Raw genomic sequence first — 15,012 nt, forward strand, 5'->3', positions numbered from 1 at the left:
AGTAATGCGAATGCTTTCATGCGGATGACGGAGGGGGCGATGCGCGGGTACCCGGCACGATCGATAACGGCCGGGCCATGCCGATAAAAAGGGCGGCTCGTCGCCGCCCTTCGTGTCACCGCCCCGCGCCCGCCGGCGGCGCCGCAGGTTCGAACAGCGCATCCGGCTGCCCGACGCGCACGAAGCGCGCCGCGCCGTCGCCATCGGTCAGCGCACGGAAATGCGCTTCGCCGCACGCGAGCTTCGCGCGCTCGAGCTCGCTCGGCACGTGGCCGTCGGCATTCGGCGTATCGACGACGAAGTACAGCCGCTCGCCGCCGTCCTGTTCCGCGAGCACGGCCCAGTCCGGATGGTAGCTGCCGAGCGGCGTCTGCACGCGGAACCACGCCGGCAGCTTCGCGTAGAGCTTCACGCCTTCGTGCGCTTCGAGCGCATCGGCGAACGCGCGCTCGGCGTCCGTCTCGCATACGACCGCTTCGTGGATCGACTTGCGCGCGTCCAGCCGCAGATTGCGCAGGTAACCGGTCAGCGCTTCGCTCTCGAACGATTCGAGCGCATGCACGTGGCGCTCGCCGAGCTTGCGGTACGCAATGCCCGCGACGAGCGCGAGCCGCTTGCAGCGGTTGATCGCGTCGGCCGCCACCGCAATGAACTGCTGCGGATTCACGCGGAAATCGTCGAGCCGGCCGCTGTCGGCGAGGATCGTCGCGAGCGAACGGCGCGTGAGCTGCGTCCGGTCCTGCAACTCGGTGAGCAGGTCGGGCAGCGGCAACTCGCCTTCGTCGAGCAGCACCGTGCCGGCGCCGGCCACCTCGATCGCCTCGATGCCGGCCTTGCCGATGTCGATCTCGGCCTTGCGCCACTGCAGCCGCGCCCGCGCGATGTCCGGCGCGGCGCGCAACGCGGCCGTGCAGTCGCGCACCAGCTTCGCGTTGTCGAACTCGACGCGGTACACGGTGCGATGGCGGATGCGATCCCACAGCGCGCGGAAATCCTCGCCGAACACGACGGCCTTGCCCGACGCATCGCGCCGCAACGCGATCGCGCGGCGCTCGTCGGCGTTGCGCACCGCGAAGCGGCCCGACAGCTTGCGCAGTGTCGCGACGATCGGCGCACGCAGCCGCTCGAACGCGTCCGGCAGCACGAGCGCGCTCTGACGCAGCGCATCCTTCAGCCGGTCGAGCACCTTGCCCTGCGCGTCGACGTAGCCCTGTTCGTGCAGATGGTTCCACAGCACGCGCGACAGCTCGACGCCGAGCGCATGCGCGGGGCCGCCGTCTTCCTGCACCGGCAGCGCCGCGAACTGGTGCTCCTCGACGATCCCGAAACGAATGCCGGTATCGGCCTCGATTTCCTTCTGCAGGTTCTCCGCGAACGACTCGTAGCGCTCGGTCGCGATCACGGTGAGCGTGTTCACGCCCGGGTCGCGCACGCGCTCGCCGTCCTGGTCGACGGCGAGGCGCAGCCCGCGGCCGAGCGTCTGGCGGCGTTCGCGCTCGGTCTGGATGTCGCGCAGCGTGCAGATCTGGAACACGTTCGGGTTGTCCCAGCCTTCCTTGAGCGCCGAGTGCGAGAAGATGAACTTCAGCGGCGTGTCGAACGACAGCAGCGCTTCCTTCTCGCGCATGATGAGGCCGTACGCGCGCTCCGCGTTCTCGCGGGCCGCCGCGCTGCTCTCGCTCGTGTCGGTCCAGCCGCCCTTGCGGTCGATCGAGAAGTAGCCGTTGTGCGCACGCTCGACTTCGACGGCCACGTCGACGCCGTCGAACAGCGCACGGTAAGCCGGCACACGCGCCGCGCGCGCATATTCCTCTTCGAAGATCAGCGCGTAGTCGCCCTTCACGGGCATCCCGTTCTCGTCGTAGCGGCGATAGCGCTCGACCGAATCGACGAAGAACAGCGACAGCACCTTCACGCCGCGCTCGGCGAGGCGCAGCTCCTTGTCGAGATGCTCGCGGATCGTGCGGCGGATCATCTCGCGCTGCACGGCAAGCGTGTCGATGTCGCCGAACGCCTCGCCGAGCGACAGGAACGCCTCGCCTTCCGGATGACGCAGCTCGACGTACTCGGCGCCCTTGACCGCATGCACTTCGCCGATCCGCAGCCCCGCGTACAGCGCGCGCCTGGTCAGGCGCTCGAGATCGTCGCCATCGGTGGCCGACACGATCTGGCGTTTCACGCCCGCGGCCGTCGCGACGTCGAGCTCGAGGCGCGCGCTGATCGCGCCGCGCCGGTTCGACACGCCGACGAGCCGCACGTACGGCTTGTTGTGCGCATCCTCGACGATCGCCGACGCGATCTCGATCTGCTTGACGAGCTTGCGCTCGTACGCGTCGACCGCGTCGAGCCGGTACACCATGTGGTGGCGGTCGACGTGCGTGGCCGAATAGCGCAGCGTGCAGAGCGGCGCCATCGCGGCGAGCGCTTCCCGGCCGCGCCCCTCGAGGCCGCCGTCGACGCTTTGCGGTTCGTCGACGATCACGATCGGCCGCGTCGCGCGGATCAGGTCGATCGGTTTCTCGCCGCCGGTCTTCTCGCTGTCCTTGTAGAGGTTGTTGATCTCTTTCTTGTTGATCGCGGCGACCGTCATCACCATGATCTGGATCGCCGCACTCGCCGCGAAGTGGCGCACCTGGCCGAGCTTCGCGGAGTCGTACAGGAAGTAGTCGTACGGCACGCCCGCGTACAGCGCGCGGAAGTGATCCTCGGTGATCGACAAAGTCTTGTGCACGCCTTCCTTGATCGCGATCGACGGCACGACGATCACGAATTTCGTGAAGCCGTAGCGGCGGTTCAGCTCGAAGATCGTGCGCAGGTACACGTAGGTCTTGCCGGTGCCCGTCTCCATCTCGACGGTGAAGTCGCGCGAGCCGGGCAGGCCGGACGGCGGCAGCCCGCCGCGCAACTGCACGTCGGTGAGATTGCGCGCGAGTGCGTCGTCGGTCAGCGACAGCCGGTTGCCGACGCCTTGCTCCGATACCGCGAAGCCGAGCGAGCCTTGAGCTGCGGCCGTCGTGCCGGGCGCGGCGTTCGCGAGCACGCTGAAGTCGCCGCGATACGATTCCTGCCCGCGAAACAAGTCGCAGACGGCGTCGATCGCCTCGCGCTGGTAGTCGAGATCCGCCTCGAAATGCAGCCGCATCACAGGCTCCGCACGCGCTTCACGCCGTGCTGTTCGAGCAGCGCGGCGAGATTGAGCTTCGCGACGTCGTCGACGAAGCCGCTGTCGCGGAACAAGCACGTGACGTCGCGCGACGCGCCCGTCGCATCGAGCAGGTCGACGATGCCGTCGGCGAGCGGGCCTGCGTCGGCGCGCGAGATGCGCGCGTCGAAGCACGCGACGATCGCGCGGCCGATCAGGTGCACCGTCTTGCCGGCCACCGGGTGATGCTCGACCGGCGTGCACAGGTCGAGGCCGAGCTTCAGCGTCAGCTCGGCGAGCAGGTCGTCCTCGGTGCGGCCGGTCTTCACGTGTTCGACGGACGCGAACAGCGCATGGTCGAAGTCGTCGCGGCGCGGGTCCCACTCGATCACGTTGGTCGTGTCGAGCCGATACACGCGAAAGCCGAGGTCGCCATAGCTTTCCGGATAGTCGCGCGCGACCTGCTGCGCGGCGCGGCGCAGGCGTTCCTTCGTGATTTCCGCGAGCGTGAGCGGCTTCTTCAGCTTCGCGCAGAAATCGGCGGCCGCGGCTTGCGTCTTGTCGCGGCGGTCGAGCGCCTCGGGCAGTTGCACGAGGATGTAGCGGCGCGCGCCGCCGTCGGTCGCATTCACCTGCATCACCGCGTGGCCGGTCGAGCCGGAGCCCGCGAAACAGTCGAGCACGATGTCGTCGCCGCGCGTGCACCAGCCAATCACGGCCGCCGCGAAGTCGACCGGTTTCGGCAGGTCGAACGGGATGCCGAGCGACTTCAGCAGCGCGTCGTCGGAGCCCGCGAAAGGCAGCACCGACGGCACGTTCTCGTACATGTTCTCGTCGAGGTAGTAGATCCGCTGCGGCTGCGTGGTTTCATCCGGGCCGAATTCGATCTGGCCGCGCTCGAGCAACGCCTGCATCGTCGCGGGCGGGTTGCGCCAGCCGCGCGCCGGCATCGCGCACGGCTTGCCGGTGACCGGGTGGATCAGCGGCGTGAAATATTCGTCCGGCGCCTTCTTCTTGTTCGGCCAGGCCATCGACACGAGGCGGTACACGCGGCCTTCCGCCGACAGCCGGTCGTACATCACCTCGCCGCCGGACAGGTTGGTCTGCGCCTTCAGCCACGCGCGGTACGCCTTCTGCGCGTCCTTCGGGTTGCCGCTGCGGTACACCGCGTCGTGCGCGGCGTCGAGCATGCGCTGCGCGTTGCGCTTCGGGCGCTTGAGCGGCGCCCGTTCGAGCAGCGTCTCGGCGTTGCGTGCGAACAGCACCAGCGATTCGTGCTGGTACGCGATGCCGCGCGCGTCGCCCTTCGGGTTGCGCTTGTCCCACACGGCCACGCCGAGCTCGTTTTCCTCGCCGAAGATCTCGCGCAGCATCAGCACCAGCGCATGCACTTCGTGCTCGTCGATGTGCACGGCGATCAGCCCTTCGTCGGACAGCAGCGCATGCGCGAGCTTCAGGCGCGGATACATCATGTTCAGCCAGTCGGTGTGGAACCGGCCGTTCGCCTCGGTGTTGGTGCTGCGCTTCACGCCGGCTTCGGTCTGGCCGGTCATCGCCAGGTAGTGGCGGATGCTGTCGCTGAAGTCGTCCGGATAGACGAAATCGCTGCCGGTGTTGTACGGCGGGTCGATGTAGACGAGCTTCACCTTGCCCGCGTAGCTCTTGTGCAGCAGCTTCATCACGTCGAGGTTGTCGCCCTCGATCACGAGATGGCGCGTGTCGTCCCATGCGACGCTGTCGTCGGGGCAGGGGCGCAGCGTGCCCGTCGACGGCGTGAGCGCGGCCTGGCGCGCGCTGCGCTTGCCGTGCCAGTGGAAGCCGTAGCGCTCGTCGGCGTCGCCGACCGTGCGTTCGCCGACCAGCGCCTTCAGCACGTCGACGTCGACCGACGCGCCGTCCGGGCCTTCGGTCACGAGTTCGGGGAACAGCGCCTTCAGGCACGCGACGTTGTCCGCGGTGAAATCCGTCGACATCGCCTGCGGGCTGGCCGCATCGAGTTTCTGCATCGTCTTTTCCATCGGAGCCCGGCCGCGCGCGCCAGGACGTCGGGCGCGCTCACGGCACCGGCGGCAATGGCCGCCCGGGCAAACCCGAAACGCTAGCGAGTCGGTCGGCGCAGGTCAAGCGCCGATATGCGTCGAGCGTGCGCCCATCGGCCGCGATCGCCCGCCGGACGGGCCGCGGGCGGGTTCGGGCCGGTTGCCGCCCGGCCGGCCGATGGCCGTTGCGCAGGCGTCCGGCGGCAGTCCGGCAAGAAGGAAAAAAGGGCACGGTCGGCGCAAAGCGCCGGCGTGTTCGGTAGCCGGCCGGTTCTGGCGCTTGCCGCTATCCCATTGGGTGCGCCGCCACCGTTCCGGCCGAGTCGTCTCCTGGCGACTTAAAGTCCGCGCAACCCGTCAGCGCCAGCCGATCAGCACGCGCCCTATCGCATCGAGCCCCATGTCGAACAGGTGCGACACGAACGGCACGAGGTTCGGGATCATCAGTTGCACGAGCAACAGCCCGACGAGCATCGTCACCGGAAAGCCGACCTGGAACACGCCGATCTGCGGCGCCGCGCGGTTCAGGATGCCGAGCGCGAGGTTCGCGATCAGCAGCGCCGCGACCACCGGCAGTGCGAGCAGCAGCCCCATCTCGACCACGGTCGCGCCGAACGCGGCGAGCGTGCGCCAGCCCGGCGCGTGCAGCAGGTCGCCCGACACCGGCAGCGACTGGAACGACGCGGCGAGCGCCGCGAACACCTGCAGGTGGCCGTCCACCGCGAGGAACGCGAGCATCGCGACCGCGTTCAGGAAGCGGCCCATCGCCGGTGTCGCGCCGCTCGTGTGCGGATCGAAGAAGGTCGCGAAGCCGAGGCCCATCGACAGCCCGATGAAGTCGCCGGCCGCCTCGACGGCCGCGAACACGAGCTGCATCGTGAAGCCCATCGCGACGCCGATCAGGAATTGCGTGACGAGGATCCAGATGCCCGGCGCGGAGAACACGGTGACGTCCGGCATCGCGCCGAGCGTCGGCGCGACGACCAGCGCCATGAACGCGGCCAGGCCGATCTTCGCGCGCACCGGCACCGCCGCGTGGCCGACGACGGGCGCCGTCGCGACGAGCGCGAGCATCCGCACGAACGGCCACAGGAACGCGGTGAGCCAGCCGTTGAGCTGCGCGTAGGTAACCGAGAACATCGCCGCCGGCGCTGTGCGCGGCTCAGCCGACGCCGAGCGTCGCGACGTGCAGCAGCGTCTGCCGCAGGTAGTCGAGCATCGTCGTCAGCATCCACGGGCCGGCGATCACGAGTGTCGCGGCGACCGCGAGCAGCTTCGGGATGAACGACAGCGTCGCTTCGTTGATCTGCGTCGCGGCCTGGAACAGGCTCACGACGAGGCCGACCGCGAGCGCGACCAGCAGCAGCGGGGCCGCGAGCAGCAGGCCGACCATCATCGCCTGATGCGCGAGCGTCATCACTTGTTCGGGCGTCATCGCGCGTGTTCCTCCGCTTAACTGAAGCTCTGCGCGAGCGAGCCGATCAGCAGTTGCCAGCCGTCGACCAGCACGAACAGCATCAGCTTGAACGGCAGCGACACGGTGGACGGCGACACCATCATCATCCCCATCGACATCAGCACGCTCGCGACGACCATGTCGATGATCAGGAACGGGATGAACACCGTGAAGCCGATCTGGAAGCCGGTCTTCAGCTCGCTCGTGACGAACGCGGGCACCAGCAGCGACAGCGGCACGTCCTCGGGGCCCTGCATCGGCGCGGCCTTCGAGATCTTCGCGAACAGCGCGAGATCGGTCTCGCGAGTCTGCTTCAGCATGAAGGTCTTGAACGGCGCGACGCCGCGCTGCACGGCCTGCTCCATCGGCATCGAGCCGTCGGAGAACGGCTTGTAGCCGTCGTTGTACGCCCGGTCGAGCACCGGCGACATCACGAAGAAGGTGAGGAACATCGCGAGGCCGACGAGCACCTGGTTCGGCGGCGTGGTCGCGGTGCCGAGCGCCTGGCGCAGCAGCGACAGCACGATGATGATGCGCGTGAAGCTCGTCATCATCAGCAGCATCGCCGGCAGGAACGACAGCATCGTGAGCAGCAGCATCGTCTGCACGCTCAGCGAATAGGTGGTGCCGCCGTGCGGGCCCGGGCTCGCGTTGAACGCGGGCAGGCCGTTCGCCTGCGCGCAGGCAAGCGCGGGCGCGAGACAGAGGATCAGCACGGGCGCGACGCGCGCCGCGCGCCGCAGGAATGCGTGTTTCATCGGAATGCGAGGTCGGAAAGAGGGCGCGGCGCCATGTCAGCGGTCCTTGCCGCGACCGAGGCGTTTCGCGGCTTCGCCCGCGAGCGCGTCGCGAAACCGCGAGCCGAACGTGCCCGGCAGGCCGGCGTCGGACGCATCGCCGCCCGCGGCCGCGTCGGCCGGGGCCGAACCCGCGGTCGCGGCGGCCGCCGTCGAACCGGCCGGCAGCGTATGCAGCAGGCGCACGTTGCCCGGCGCGACGCCGAGCACGAGCCAGGTGTCGCCGATCTCGACGATCGTCGCGCTTTCCTTCGCGCCGAGCCCGACGCTCGACACGACCTTCAGTGGGCCGCCGCGCCGTGCGGGCTGGAAGCCGAAGCGGCGGGCGAGCCATGCGCACGCGAACACGAGGCCGATCACGACCGCGAGCCCGACGAGCGTCTGCAGCACCGCGCCGATGCCGAGCGACGGCGCGGCCGAACCGACCGTCACGCTCGACGCGATCGAACCGGCGTGGTTCACCGCGTTCATGTCGGCGGCGCCGGCCGGCGCGCACGCGAGCGCCGCGACGGCGGCCAGCGCCGGCGCCGCGATCGCGCCGCATGCGCGCTGGCCGGGCATCGCGACGTTCATCGATTCAGCTTCCGGATGCGTTCGGCCGGCGTGATGATGTCGGTCAGGCGGATGCCGAACTTGTCGTTGACGACCACGACCTCGCCCTGCGCGATCAGGCAGCCGTTCACGAGCACGTCCATCGGCTCGCCGGCCATGCCGTCGAGCTCGACGACCGAGCCCTGCGCGAGCTGCAGCAGGTTGCGAATCGCGATCTTCGTGCGGCCGAGCTCCACGGTCATCTTGACCGGGATGTCGAGGATCATCTCGATGTCGTTGTGCGTCGAGTTCGCCGCGGCCTTCGACAGTGGCTGGAACACGCCGGCGCCCGTCGCCCCCGCCTGCACCGGCTGCTGGTTCTGCTCGGCAAGCGCGGCCGCCCAGTCGTCCATGCCCGGATCCTCGTCGGCCGCGGCCGGCGCCTGCGCGTCGGCGGCCGACGCCGCGAGGGCCGCATCGGCCATCGCCTGCATGTCGTCGTCGGGCGTCTGGTTCAGCTCACTCATATCCACCTTCCTTCATCGAATCGCTCGCGCCGATCATCTTCTGCACGCGCAACGCATATTGACCATTGAAAATTCCGTAGCCGCATTCCATCACCGGCACGCCGTCGACCTTCGCGGTGATCGTGTCCTCGATCTCCAGCGGCAGCACGTCGCCCGCGCGCAGATTCAGGATCTTCTCGAACGTCGACGGGATCTCGGCCAGATTGGCGGTCAGCTCGACCTCGGCGGCCTGCACCTGCTGCGACAGCACGCGCACCCAGCGGCGGTCGACTTCGAGCGCCTCGCCCTGGATCGGCGAGCTGAGCACGTCGCGGATCGGCTCGATCATCGAGTACGGCATGCAGATGTGCAGCGTGCCGCCGGTCGGTCCGAATTCGATCGAGAACTGCGTGACGATCACGATCTCGTTCGGCGTCGCGACGTTCGCGAACTGCGTGTGCATTTCCGAGCGCACGAATTCGAACTGCAGCGGCCGCACGCTTTTCCATGCGGTCGTGTAGTGCTCGAACACGAGGTTCAGCAGCTTGCCGATGATCCGCTGCTCGGTGGCCGTGAAATCGCGGCCCTCGACGCGCGTGTGGAAGCGCCCGTCGCCGCCGAACAGGTTGTCGACGACGAAGAACACGAGGTTCGGGTCGAACACGAACAGCGACGTGCCGCGCAGCGGCTTCACGTGCACCAGGTTCAGGTTCGTCGGAATCGGCAGGTTGCGGGTGAATTCGCTGTACTTCTGCACCTTCACCTGGCTGACGGAGATTTCCGCCGTGCGCCGCATGAAGTTGAAGATGCCGATCCGCAACAGGCGCGCGAAACGGTCGTTGATGATCTCGAGGCCGGGCATCCGGCCGCGGACGATGCGCTCCTGCGTCGCGATGTTGTAGGGGCGGACGCCCGACGTGTCGCGCTGCTCGTCGACCGCATCGGTTTCGCCCGTGACGCCCTTGAGGAGGGCATCGACCTCCTCCTGGGACATGAACTCCTGGTGACCCATACGCGCTCCTTTCGCGGCCGCGTTACTGGACGACGAACTCGGTGAACAGGACGTCGTCGACCTTCGCGCGCTGGTTGCCCGGCTGCGTCGGCTGCTCGATCAGATCCCGCAGCTCGTTCGCGAGCGAACGTTTGCCGTCCGGCGTCGCGAGTTCCTCGGGATGCTTGTTCGACAGTGCGAGCAGGATCCGGCTGCGGATTTCCGGCATCCGCGCGGTCAGTTGTTCCTGCGCCTTCGGGTCGGTGAGCTTCAGCGACAGGCCGACGCGCAGGTAGTGCTGTGCGCCGTCGTCGGACTGCAGGTTCACGGTCAGCGGGTCGAGCGCGAAAAACGTCGGCGCGGCGAGCGGCGCCGGCTCGGCGGGCGCGCTCGCATGGCCGACGCCTGCCTTGCTCAGGAACACGTACATGCCGCCGGCGGCGGCGGCAGCCGCGCCCAGCGCGATGACGGCGATGAGCGCGATGCGCTTGATCTTGCCGGACGAAGCCGGCTTGTCGGCGGTCGGGGTTGCGGTCGTGGCCATGTGAATGCGTGCGTGATGTCTCGTAGCATGCATTGTTCGGCATCCGGGCCGAGGCCGATGGGCGGAAAAGAGGGGGGAATTGCGGCTATCTCAGCCGATTGTCCCGACGGTCGGCCGGGTGTCGGCTCGACGCCGGGCAGCAACGGCGGGAAAAACGAGCAACGGGGCGAGGGTAGAGTGCGGCGGGCGGGAACCGGGCACGCCGGACGAAGCGAGCGGGCGCGACGGCAAGGCGGGCGGCGGCGCCCGCCCGTGCATCGTCAGATCGGCAGCAGCGTGAGCAGCGGCGCGATCAGCACCATTGCGACGCCCGCGATCATCATCGTCAGGCTCGACACGACGCCTTCCTCGCTGCCGATCTCGCGCGCCTTCGCGGTGCCCACGCCGTGGGCGGCCGCGCCGAACAGCGCGCCGCGCGCGAGCCGGGTGCGCATCGGCACGAGCGCCAACACCAGTTCGCCGAGCAGCATCCCGCAGATGCCGGTCGCGATCACGAAGAGGGCGGTGAGATCCTTCGGCGCGTGGATCTTGTCCGACACGGCGAGCGCGAACGGCGTCGACACCGAGCGCGTCATCAGCGAGCGCTGCAGCTCGGGCGACAGGTGCAGCAGCTTCGCGAGCAGCAGCGACCCGCATACGCCCGCGGCGATCCCGACCGCGACGCCGACCGACAGCGACAGCCAGTGGCGGCGGATCAGCTCGCGATACTCGTAGATCGGCACCGCGAACGCGATCGTCGCCGGGCCGAGCAGCCACATCAGCCAGCGCGTGTCGCGGAAATAGACCGAATACGGGATGCCGGTCAGCAGCACGAGCAGCACCAGCACGCCGGGCACGAACACGAGCGGCGAGAACAGCAGCGTCTTCTTGTACGCATAGAGCCGCTTCGACGCGAAATACAGCACGACCGTCAGCACGAAGCAGCCGACGGAGATCGCGGTATTCACGCGGTCGGCGGGCAGGTTCGACAGCGCGGCGAGCATGGGCGGCTCCGGCTCAGTGAGCGACGGCGCTCAGGCGCGTACGGCGGCGCTCGGCGAATACGCGCTGCGCGGCGAGCCGGCGTTCGAGCTTCGCGGCGAGATCGACCGCCACGGCCACCGCGACCATCACGAACGCGGTGCCGGCGAGCATCACCAGCGCGATGCGCCAGCCGTCCTCGCGGAACAGCCCGCCGTACTGCACCGCCGCGACGGCGGCCGGCACGAAGAACAGCAGCATGTCGGACAGCAGCCAGTTCGCGCCGTCCTTCACCCACGCCGGTGCGACGCGGCCCGAGAACAGCAGCACGAGCAGCACCGCGAGGCCGATCACGCCGGACGGAATCGGCAGCCCGACCTTGCGCACGGCCCAGTCGACCGCCATCCACAGCACGCCGAGCGCGGCGGCCTGCAGCACGATCCGGCCCGTGTGCGCAAGGCTGCCCGAAGCGGCGGGGCGGGCGGCGGCAGTGGCGGTCGGCTTGTTCATGACGGGCTCCATACGGATGTTTCTGTCGATGGCGTCAGTATAGGGTTTCCCCTAACCATAAATAAAATGACTTGTCTCTATCCTTATCATTCCAATTCGGAATTCGTTTTGATGTTGCCGCACCAATCTGGGGAGTGATCGATGGAATTGCGCGCGCTGCGGTACTTCGTCGAGGTGGTTCGCCAGCAGAGCTTCACCGCGGCGGCCGACAAGCTGTTCGTCACGCAGCCGACCATCAGCAAGATGGTGAAGGCGCTGGAAGACGAGATCGGTTCGCCGCTCCTGCTGCGCGACGGCCGGCAGATGGTGCTGACCGACGCCGGGCGGATCGTGTTCCAGCGCGGCCAGGACGTGCTCGCCGCGCAGGCGCAGCTGCAATCGGAGCTGAACGATCTCGGCACGCTCGGACGCGGCGAGCTGACCATCGGCATTCCGCCGCTCGGCGGTTCGCTGTTCACGCCGATCATCGCCGCATACAAGCAGCGCTATCCGAACATCGAGCTGAAGCTGTTCGAGCAAGGCGCGCGGATGATCGAGGCCGCGCTGACGTCGGGCGAGCTGGAACTCGGCGGGCTGCTCGAGCCGGTCGATCCCGGCACGTTCGAGCGGCTGCCGATGGTGCGCGCGCCGCTGTGGCTCGTCGCGCCGCGCGAATCGCGCTGGGAGGAGCACGCGGCCGTGCCGCTCGCCGATCTCGCACGCGAATCGTTCGTGTTCTATGCGGAAAGCCTCGCGCTGCACGATGCGGTGCTCGATGCGTGCCGGCAGGCCGGCTTCACGCCGTCGATCGTGAGCCGCAGCGGCCACTGGGATTTCATGGCCGCGCTCGTGCATGCGGGCGTCGGTATCGCGCTGCTGCCCGAGCCGTATTGCCGGCGGCTCGACGCGGGCCAGTTCACGTGCCGGCCGATCGTCGAACCCGAAATCACGTGGGCGATCGCGCTCGGCTGGCTGAAGAAAGGCTACCTGTCGCACGCGGCGCGGGCATGGCTCGACGTCGCGCGGGCGACGCTGCCGCTCGCGGCGGGCGACGATCTGGCGTTCGGGGGGCTGCGGGCGAGGGATTGAGGGTCGCGCTCAGGCTCGGCGCGATCAGACGTGCCGAATCGGGCCCGGATACCGGGCAAGCGTATGGTCGTGCGTGAGCAACGTGACGCCTTCCGAAATCGCCTGAGCAATCAGGACCCGATCAAACGGATCACGATGCACTGCCGGCAGTTGTTCCACGGCGAGAACATGCTCGCTCGTGATCGGCAATTCGACGTAGCCGGCGTCGAGCAGATTGCGACGCAGCACGTGCGGATCGACTTGAAAATCATTGCGGTCGAGCCTGCGCTTGATCATGATCTCCCACAGACTTGCGACGCTGAACAACAGGGTATAGGCGGGATCCTCGATGAGCGTGCGGGCACGATCCGGCAATTCGGTCGCGTCCGCCGCCGCCCAAAGGATCAGGTGTGTATCGAGCAACAGTTTCACGCGTCGCCCTCGAACAGCTTCCGGATGGCCTCGTCGCCCATCGTGTCGAAGTCGGGCGGCACGACGATCTGCCCCTTCATGAAGCCGATCCGCGCCGGCTGGGGTGCCTCGGGCGCATCGATCGGCACGACCTTGACGAGCGGCTTGCCGGCCTTCGCGATCACGAATGGTTCACCCGCATGAACTGCCTCGTCAATCAGACGCGACAGGTTCGTCTTCGCGTCATGCATGTTGTAGGTCTGCATGGCATCCCTCAAATAAACTAAGTTCAATTGATATATTGGCTTAGTTTATATGGAGTCTGCCCGCAAGACCGCGGTCGCCTGCATACAGGACTGGCCGTCAATGCCCCATCGCCGGCCCCGCGCCCTTCTTCGGCTTCGTGATCCACACGAGTGCCGCGAGCGCGATGAACATCACCGCCGACAGATGGAAGAAGTCGTTGGTCGCCATCATGAAGCCCTGCTGCGTGACGAGCTGGTTGAGTTGCGCATTGGCCGTCTGCCCGACGATGCCGAGCTGCGCGAGCGCGCCCTGGTAGTCGGTCGTGTTCTGCGCGTAGACGCTCACCGATTCCGACAGCCGCGCATGATGGTAGATCGCGTCGTTCTCCCAGAACGTCGAGCTGGCCGCGGTGCCGATCGCGCCGGACAGCGTGCGCAGGAAGTTCGACAGCCCCGACGCGCTCGCGAGCCGTTCGTCGGAGATGCTCGACAGCGTGATCGTCGTCATCGGCACGAAGAAACACGCGACGCCGATACCCTGCACGAGCCGCGGCAGGATCACGTGGTTGAACGGCACGTCGAGCGTGAACGTCGCGTTCCACATCGACACGCCTGCGAACACGATGAACGCGAAGCTCGCGACCATCCGCAGGTCGAGCCGGTGCATGTTGCGGCCGATCAGCGGCGACAGCACGAGCGCGAGCAGCCCGACCGGCGCGGTCGCGAGGCCGGCCTTGCCGGCCGTGTAGCCCATCACCGTCTGCAGCCACAGCGGGAAGATCACGACCGAGCCGAAGAACGCCATGAAGCCGAACGAAATGATCAGCGCGCCGAGCGCGAAGTTGCGGTCCTTGAAGAGCGTGAGGTCGACCACCGGCTCCTTCTCGGTCGCCTCCCACACGAGCATGAACGCGAGCGACACGACCGCGATCAGCGCGAGCGCGACGATGAACGACGAGTTGAACCAGTCGCGGTCCTTGCCGAGGTCGAGCATCATCTGCAGACACGACACGCCGATCACGAGCAGCGCGAGGCCGATCGCGTCGATCCGCTGCTTCGACGTCTTCGTTTCGCGGCCGCGCAGCAGGAAGTACGCGCAGGTCGCCGAGAACACGCCGATCGGCAGGTTGATGTAGAAGATCCACGGCCACGTGTAGTTGTCGCTGATCCAGCCGCCCAACAACGGGCCGAAGATCGGTGCGACGATCACCGTCATCGCCCATAGCCCGAGCGCGAGCCCGCGTTTCGCGGGCGGGTAGCTGCGCATCAGGATCGTCTGCGACAGCGGCACCATCGGCCCCGACACGAGGCCCTGCACCAGCCGGAACGCGATCAGCGTCTCGAAGTTGGTCGCGAGGCCGCACAGCGCCGACGCGATCGTGAACGCGAGCACGGACAGCGTGAACAGCCGCACTTCGCCGACCCGCCGCGCGAGCCAGCCGGTGAGCGGCACCGCGATCGCGGACGCGACCGAGTACGACGAAATCACCCACGTGCCCTCGCTCGTCGCGACGCCGAGGCTGCCCGAGATGGTCGGCACCGCGACGTTGGCGATCGACGTGTCGAGCACCTCCATGAAGGTGCCGAGCGCGAGCCCGACGGTCAGCAGCGCGAGCGCGCCGCCGGTCAGCGGTGCCGGTTCGGCAGCGGGGGAGGGGGCGGATGCCGTGGTGGCGGACATCGGAATCTCCTAGACGCGGCGCGCGCGACGCGCCGGCACAACGCACGGACGCGCGACGCAGCGCGGCCCGGCCGGGTGGAATGAAAAAGGGGAAAAGCGGAGCGCGTGCCTCGTCATCTTCTGCCCAGACAGAGAAATAAGCGAACGTTTAA

At 67.9% G+C, this 15,012-nt stretch carries 15 protein-coding genes; 1 reads left to right on the forward strand and 14 read right to left on the reverse strand.

Going from position 1 to position 15,012, the window contains the following annotated elements:
• Positions 1–115 precede the first annotated feature (115 nt).
• The 11 genes from WS61_RS20975 to WS61_RS21025 all read right to left on the reverse strand — a co-directional run bounded on the left by WS61_RS20975 (position 116) and on the right by WS61_RS21025 (position 11,476).
• Positions 116–3,142, reverse strand: coding sequence for a type III restriction-modification system endonuclease (locus WS61_RS20975; protein ID WP_059503087.1), 3,027 nt, complete (start codon positions 3,140–3,142; stop codon positions 116–118).
• Positions 3,142–5,160, reverse strand: a complete 2,019-nt coding sequence (locus WS61_RS20980; RefSeq protein ID WP_059503089.1) for a site-specific DNA-methyltransferase — start codon at positions 5,158–5,160, stop codon at positions 3,142–3,144. Before WS61_RS20980 ends, WS61_RS20975 begins: the two co-directional genes overlap by 1 nt.
• 378 nt (positions 5,161–5,538) lie before the next feature.
• Positions 5,539–6,321, reverse strand: a complete 783-nt coding sequence (gene fliR / locus WS61_RS20985) for a flagellar biosynthetic protein FliR (protein ID WP_059503091.1) — start codon at positions 6,319–6,321, stop codon at positions 5,539–5,541.
• Positions 6,322–6,343: 22 nt separating this feature from the next.
• On the reverse strand, positions 6,344–6,616 hold the full coding sequence (fliQ, locus tag WS61_RS20990) for a flagellar biosynthesis protein FliQ (protein ID WP_006491272.1): 273 nt from the start codon (positions 6,614–6,616) through the stop codon (positions 6,344–6,346).
• Between the two features lie 17 nt (positions 6,617–6,633).
• Positions 6,634–7,395 (reverse strand): flagellar type III secretion system pore protein FliP, encoded by a 762-nt coding sequence (gene fliP, locus WS61_RS20995; RefSeq protein ID WP_059503093.1) that lies wholly within the window; start codon positions 7,393–7,395, stop codon positions 6,634–6,636.
• Between the two features lie 36 nt (positions 7,396–7,431).
• On the reverse strand, positions 7,432–8,007 hold the full coding sequence (gene fliO, locus WS61_RS21000; protein ID WP_059503094.1) for a flagellar biosynthetic protein FliO: 576 nt from the start codon (positions 8,005–8,007) through the stop codon (positions 7,432–7,434).
• Entirely contained in the window at positions 8,004–8,492 is a 489-nt protein-coding gene (gene fliN, locus WS61_RS21005; RefSeq protein WP_034209688.1) for a flagellar motor switch protein FliN, read from the reverse strand. The genes fliO and fliN overlap by 4 nt, the downstream gene beginning before the upstream one ends.
• Positions 8,485–9,483 (reverse strand): flagellar motor switch protein FliM, encoded by a 999-nt coding sequence (fliM, locus tag WS61_RS21010; RefSeq protein ID WP_034209687.1) that lies wholly within the window; start codon positions 9,481–9,483, stop codon positions 8,485–8,487. Before fliM ends, fliN begins: the two co-directional genes overlap by 8 nt.
• A 22-nt stretch (positions 9,484–9,505) precedes the next feature.
• On the reverse strand, positions 9,506–10,006 hold the full coding sequence (gene fliL, locus WS61_RS21015) for a flagellar basal body-associated protein FliL (protein ID WP_095211793.1): 501 nt from the start codon (positions 10,004–10,006) through the stop codon (positions 9,506–9,508).
• 260 nt (positions 10,007–10,266) lie between these two features.
• Positions 10,267–10,989, reverse strand: a complete 723-nt coding sequence (locus WS61_RS21020; protein WP_059503099.1) for an LrgB family protein — start codon at positions 10,987–10,989, stop codon at positions 10,267–10,269.
• A gap of 13 nt (positions 10,990–11,002) precedes the next feature.
• Entirely contained in the window at positions 11,003–11,476 is a 474-nt protein-coding gene (locus WS61_RS21025; RefSeq protein ID WP_059503374.1) for a CidA/LrgA family protein, read from the reverse strand.
• 141 nt (positions 11,477–11,617) lie between these two features.
• On the opposite strand from WS61_RS21025, the gene WS61_RS21030 reads away from it, so the two are divergent.
• On the forward strand, positions 11,618–12,544 hold the full coding sequence (locus WS61_RS21030; RefSeq protein WP_059503101.1) for a LysR family transcriptional regulator: 927 nt from the start codon (positions 11,618–11,620) through the stop codon (positions 12,542–12,544).
• A gap of 24 nt (positions 12,545–12,568) precedes the next feature.
• On the opposite strand, the gene WS61_RS21035 is transcribed toward WS61_RS21030, so the two are convergent.
• The 3 genes from WS61_RS21035 to WS61_RS21045 form a co-directional block, all read right to left on the reverse strand.
• Positions 12,569–12,955, reverse strand: coding sequence for a type II toxin-antitoxin system VapC family toxin (locus tag WS61_RS21035; RefSeq protein ID WP_059503103.1), 387 nt, complete (start codon positions 12,953–12,955; stop codon positions 12,569–12,571).
• Positions 12,952–13,200, reverse strand: coding sequence for a type II toxin-antitoxin system Phd/YefM family antitoxin (locus WS61_RS21040; RefSeq protein WP_059503105.1), 249 nt, complete (start codon positions 13,198–13,200; stop codon positions 12,952–12,954). The genes WS61_RS21035 and WS61_RS21040 overlap by 4 nt, the downstream gene beginning before the upstream one ends.
• A gap of 97 nt (positions 13,201–13,297) precedes the next feature.
• Positions 13,298–14,860, reverse strand: coding sequence for a DHA2 family efflux MFS transporter permease subunit (locus WS61_RS21045; protein ID WP_059503107.1), 1,563 nt, complete (start codon positions 14,858–14,860; stop codon positions 13,298–13,300).
• Between the last annotated feature and the right edge of the window lie 152 nt (positions 14,861–15,012).

The sequence above is a fragment of the Burkholderia sp. ABCPW 11 genome (assembly GCF_001523445.1).
In the GTDB taxonomy this organism is placed as follows: domain Bacteria; phylum Pseudomonadota; class Gammaproteobacteria; order Burkholderiales; family Burkholderiaceae; genus Burkholderia.

What these genes read in the sequence shown, in the direction of transcription:
- WS61_RS20975 (WP_059503087.1), bottom strand. Translation starts at nt 3,142, where the DNA reads ATGCGGCTGCATTTCGAGGCGGATCTCGACTACCAGCGCGAGGCGATC.
- WS61_RS20980 (WP_059503089.1), bottom strand. Translation starts at nt 5,160, where the DNA reads ATGGAAAAGACGATGCAGAAACTCGATGCGGCCAGCCCGCAGGCGATG.
- fliR (WP_059503091.1), bottom strand. Translation starts at nt 6,321, where the DNA reads ATGTTCTCGGTTACCTACGCGCAGCTCAACGGCTGGCTCACCGCGTTC.
- fliQ (WP_006491272.1), bottom strand. Translation starts at nt 6,616, where the DNA reads ATGACGCCCGAACAAGTGATGACGCTCGCGCATCAGGCGATGATGGTC.
- fliP (WP_059503093.1), bottom strand. Translation starts at nt 7,395, where the DNA reads ATGAAACACGCATTCCTGCGGCGCGCGGCGCGCGTCGCGCCCGTGCTG.
- fliO (WP_059503094.1), bottom strand. Translation starts at nt 8,007, where the DNA reads ATGAACGTCGCGATGCCCGGCCAGCGCGCATGCGGCGCGATCGCGGCG.
- fliN (WP_034209688.1), bottom strand. Translation starts at nt 8,492, where the DNA reads ATGAGTGAGCTGAACCAGACGCCCGACGACGACATGCAGGCGATGGCC.
- fliM (WP_034209687.1), bottom strand. Translation starts at nt 9,483, where the DNA reads ATGGGTCACCAGGAGTTCATGTCCCAGGAGGAGGTCGATGCCCTCCTC.
- fliL (WP_095211793.1), bottom strand. Translation starts at nt 10,006, where the DNA reads ATGGCCACGACCGCAACCCCGACCGCCGACAAGCCGGCTTCGTCCGGC.
- WS61_RS21020 (WP_059503099.1), bottom strand. Translation starts at nt 10,989, where the DNA reads ATGCTCGCCGCGCTGTCGAACCTGCCCGCCGACCGCGTGAATACCGCG.
- WS61_RS21025 (WP_059503374.1), bottom strand. Translation starts at nt 11,476, where the DNA reads ATGAACAAGCCGACCGCCACTGCCGCCGCCCGCCCCGCCGCTTCGGGC.
- WS61_RS21030 (WP_059503101.1), top strand. Translation starts at nt 11,618, where the DNA reads ATGGAATTGCGCGCGCTGCGGTACTTCGTCGAGGTGGTTCGCCAGCAG.
- WS61_RS21040 (WP_059503105.1), bottom strand. Translation starts at nt 13,200, where the DNA reads ATGCAGACCTACAACATGCATGACGCGAAGACGAACCTGTCGCGTCTG.
- WS61_RS21045 (WP_059503107.1), bottom strand. Translation starts at nt 14,860, where the DNA reads ATGTCCGCCACCACGGCATCCGCCCCCTCCCCCGCTGCCGAACCGGCA.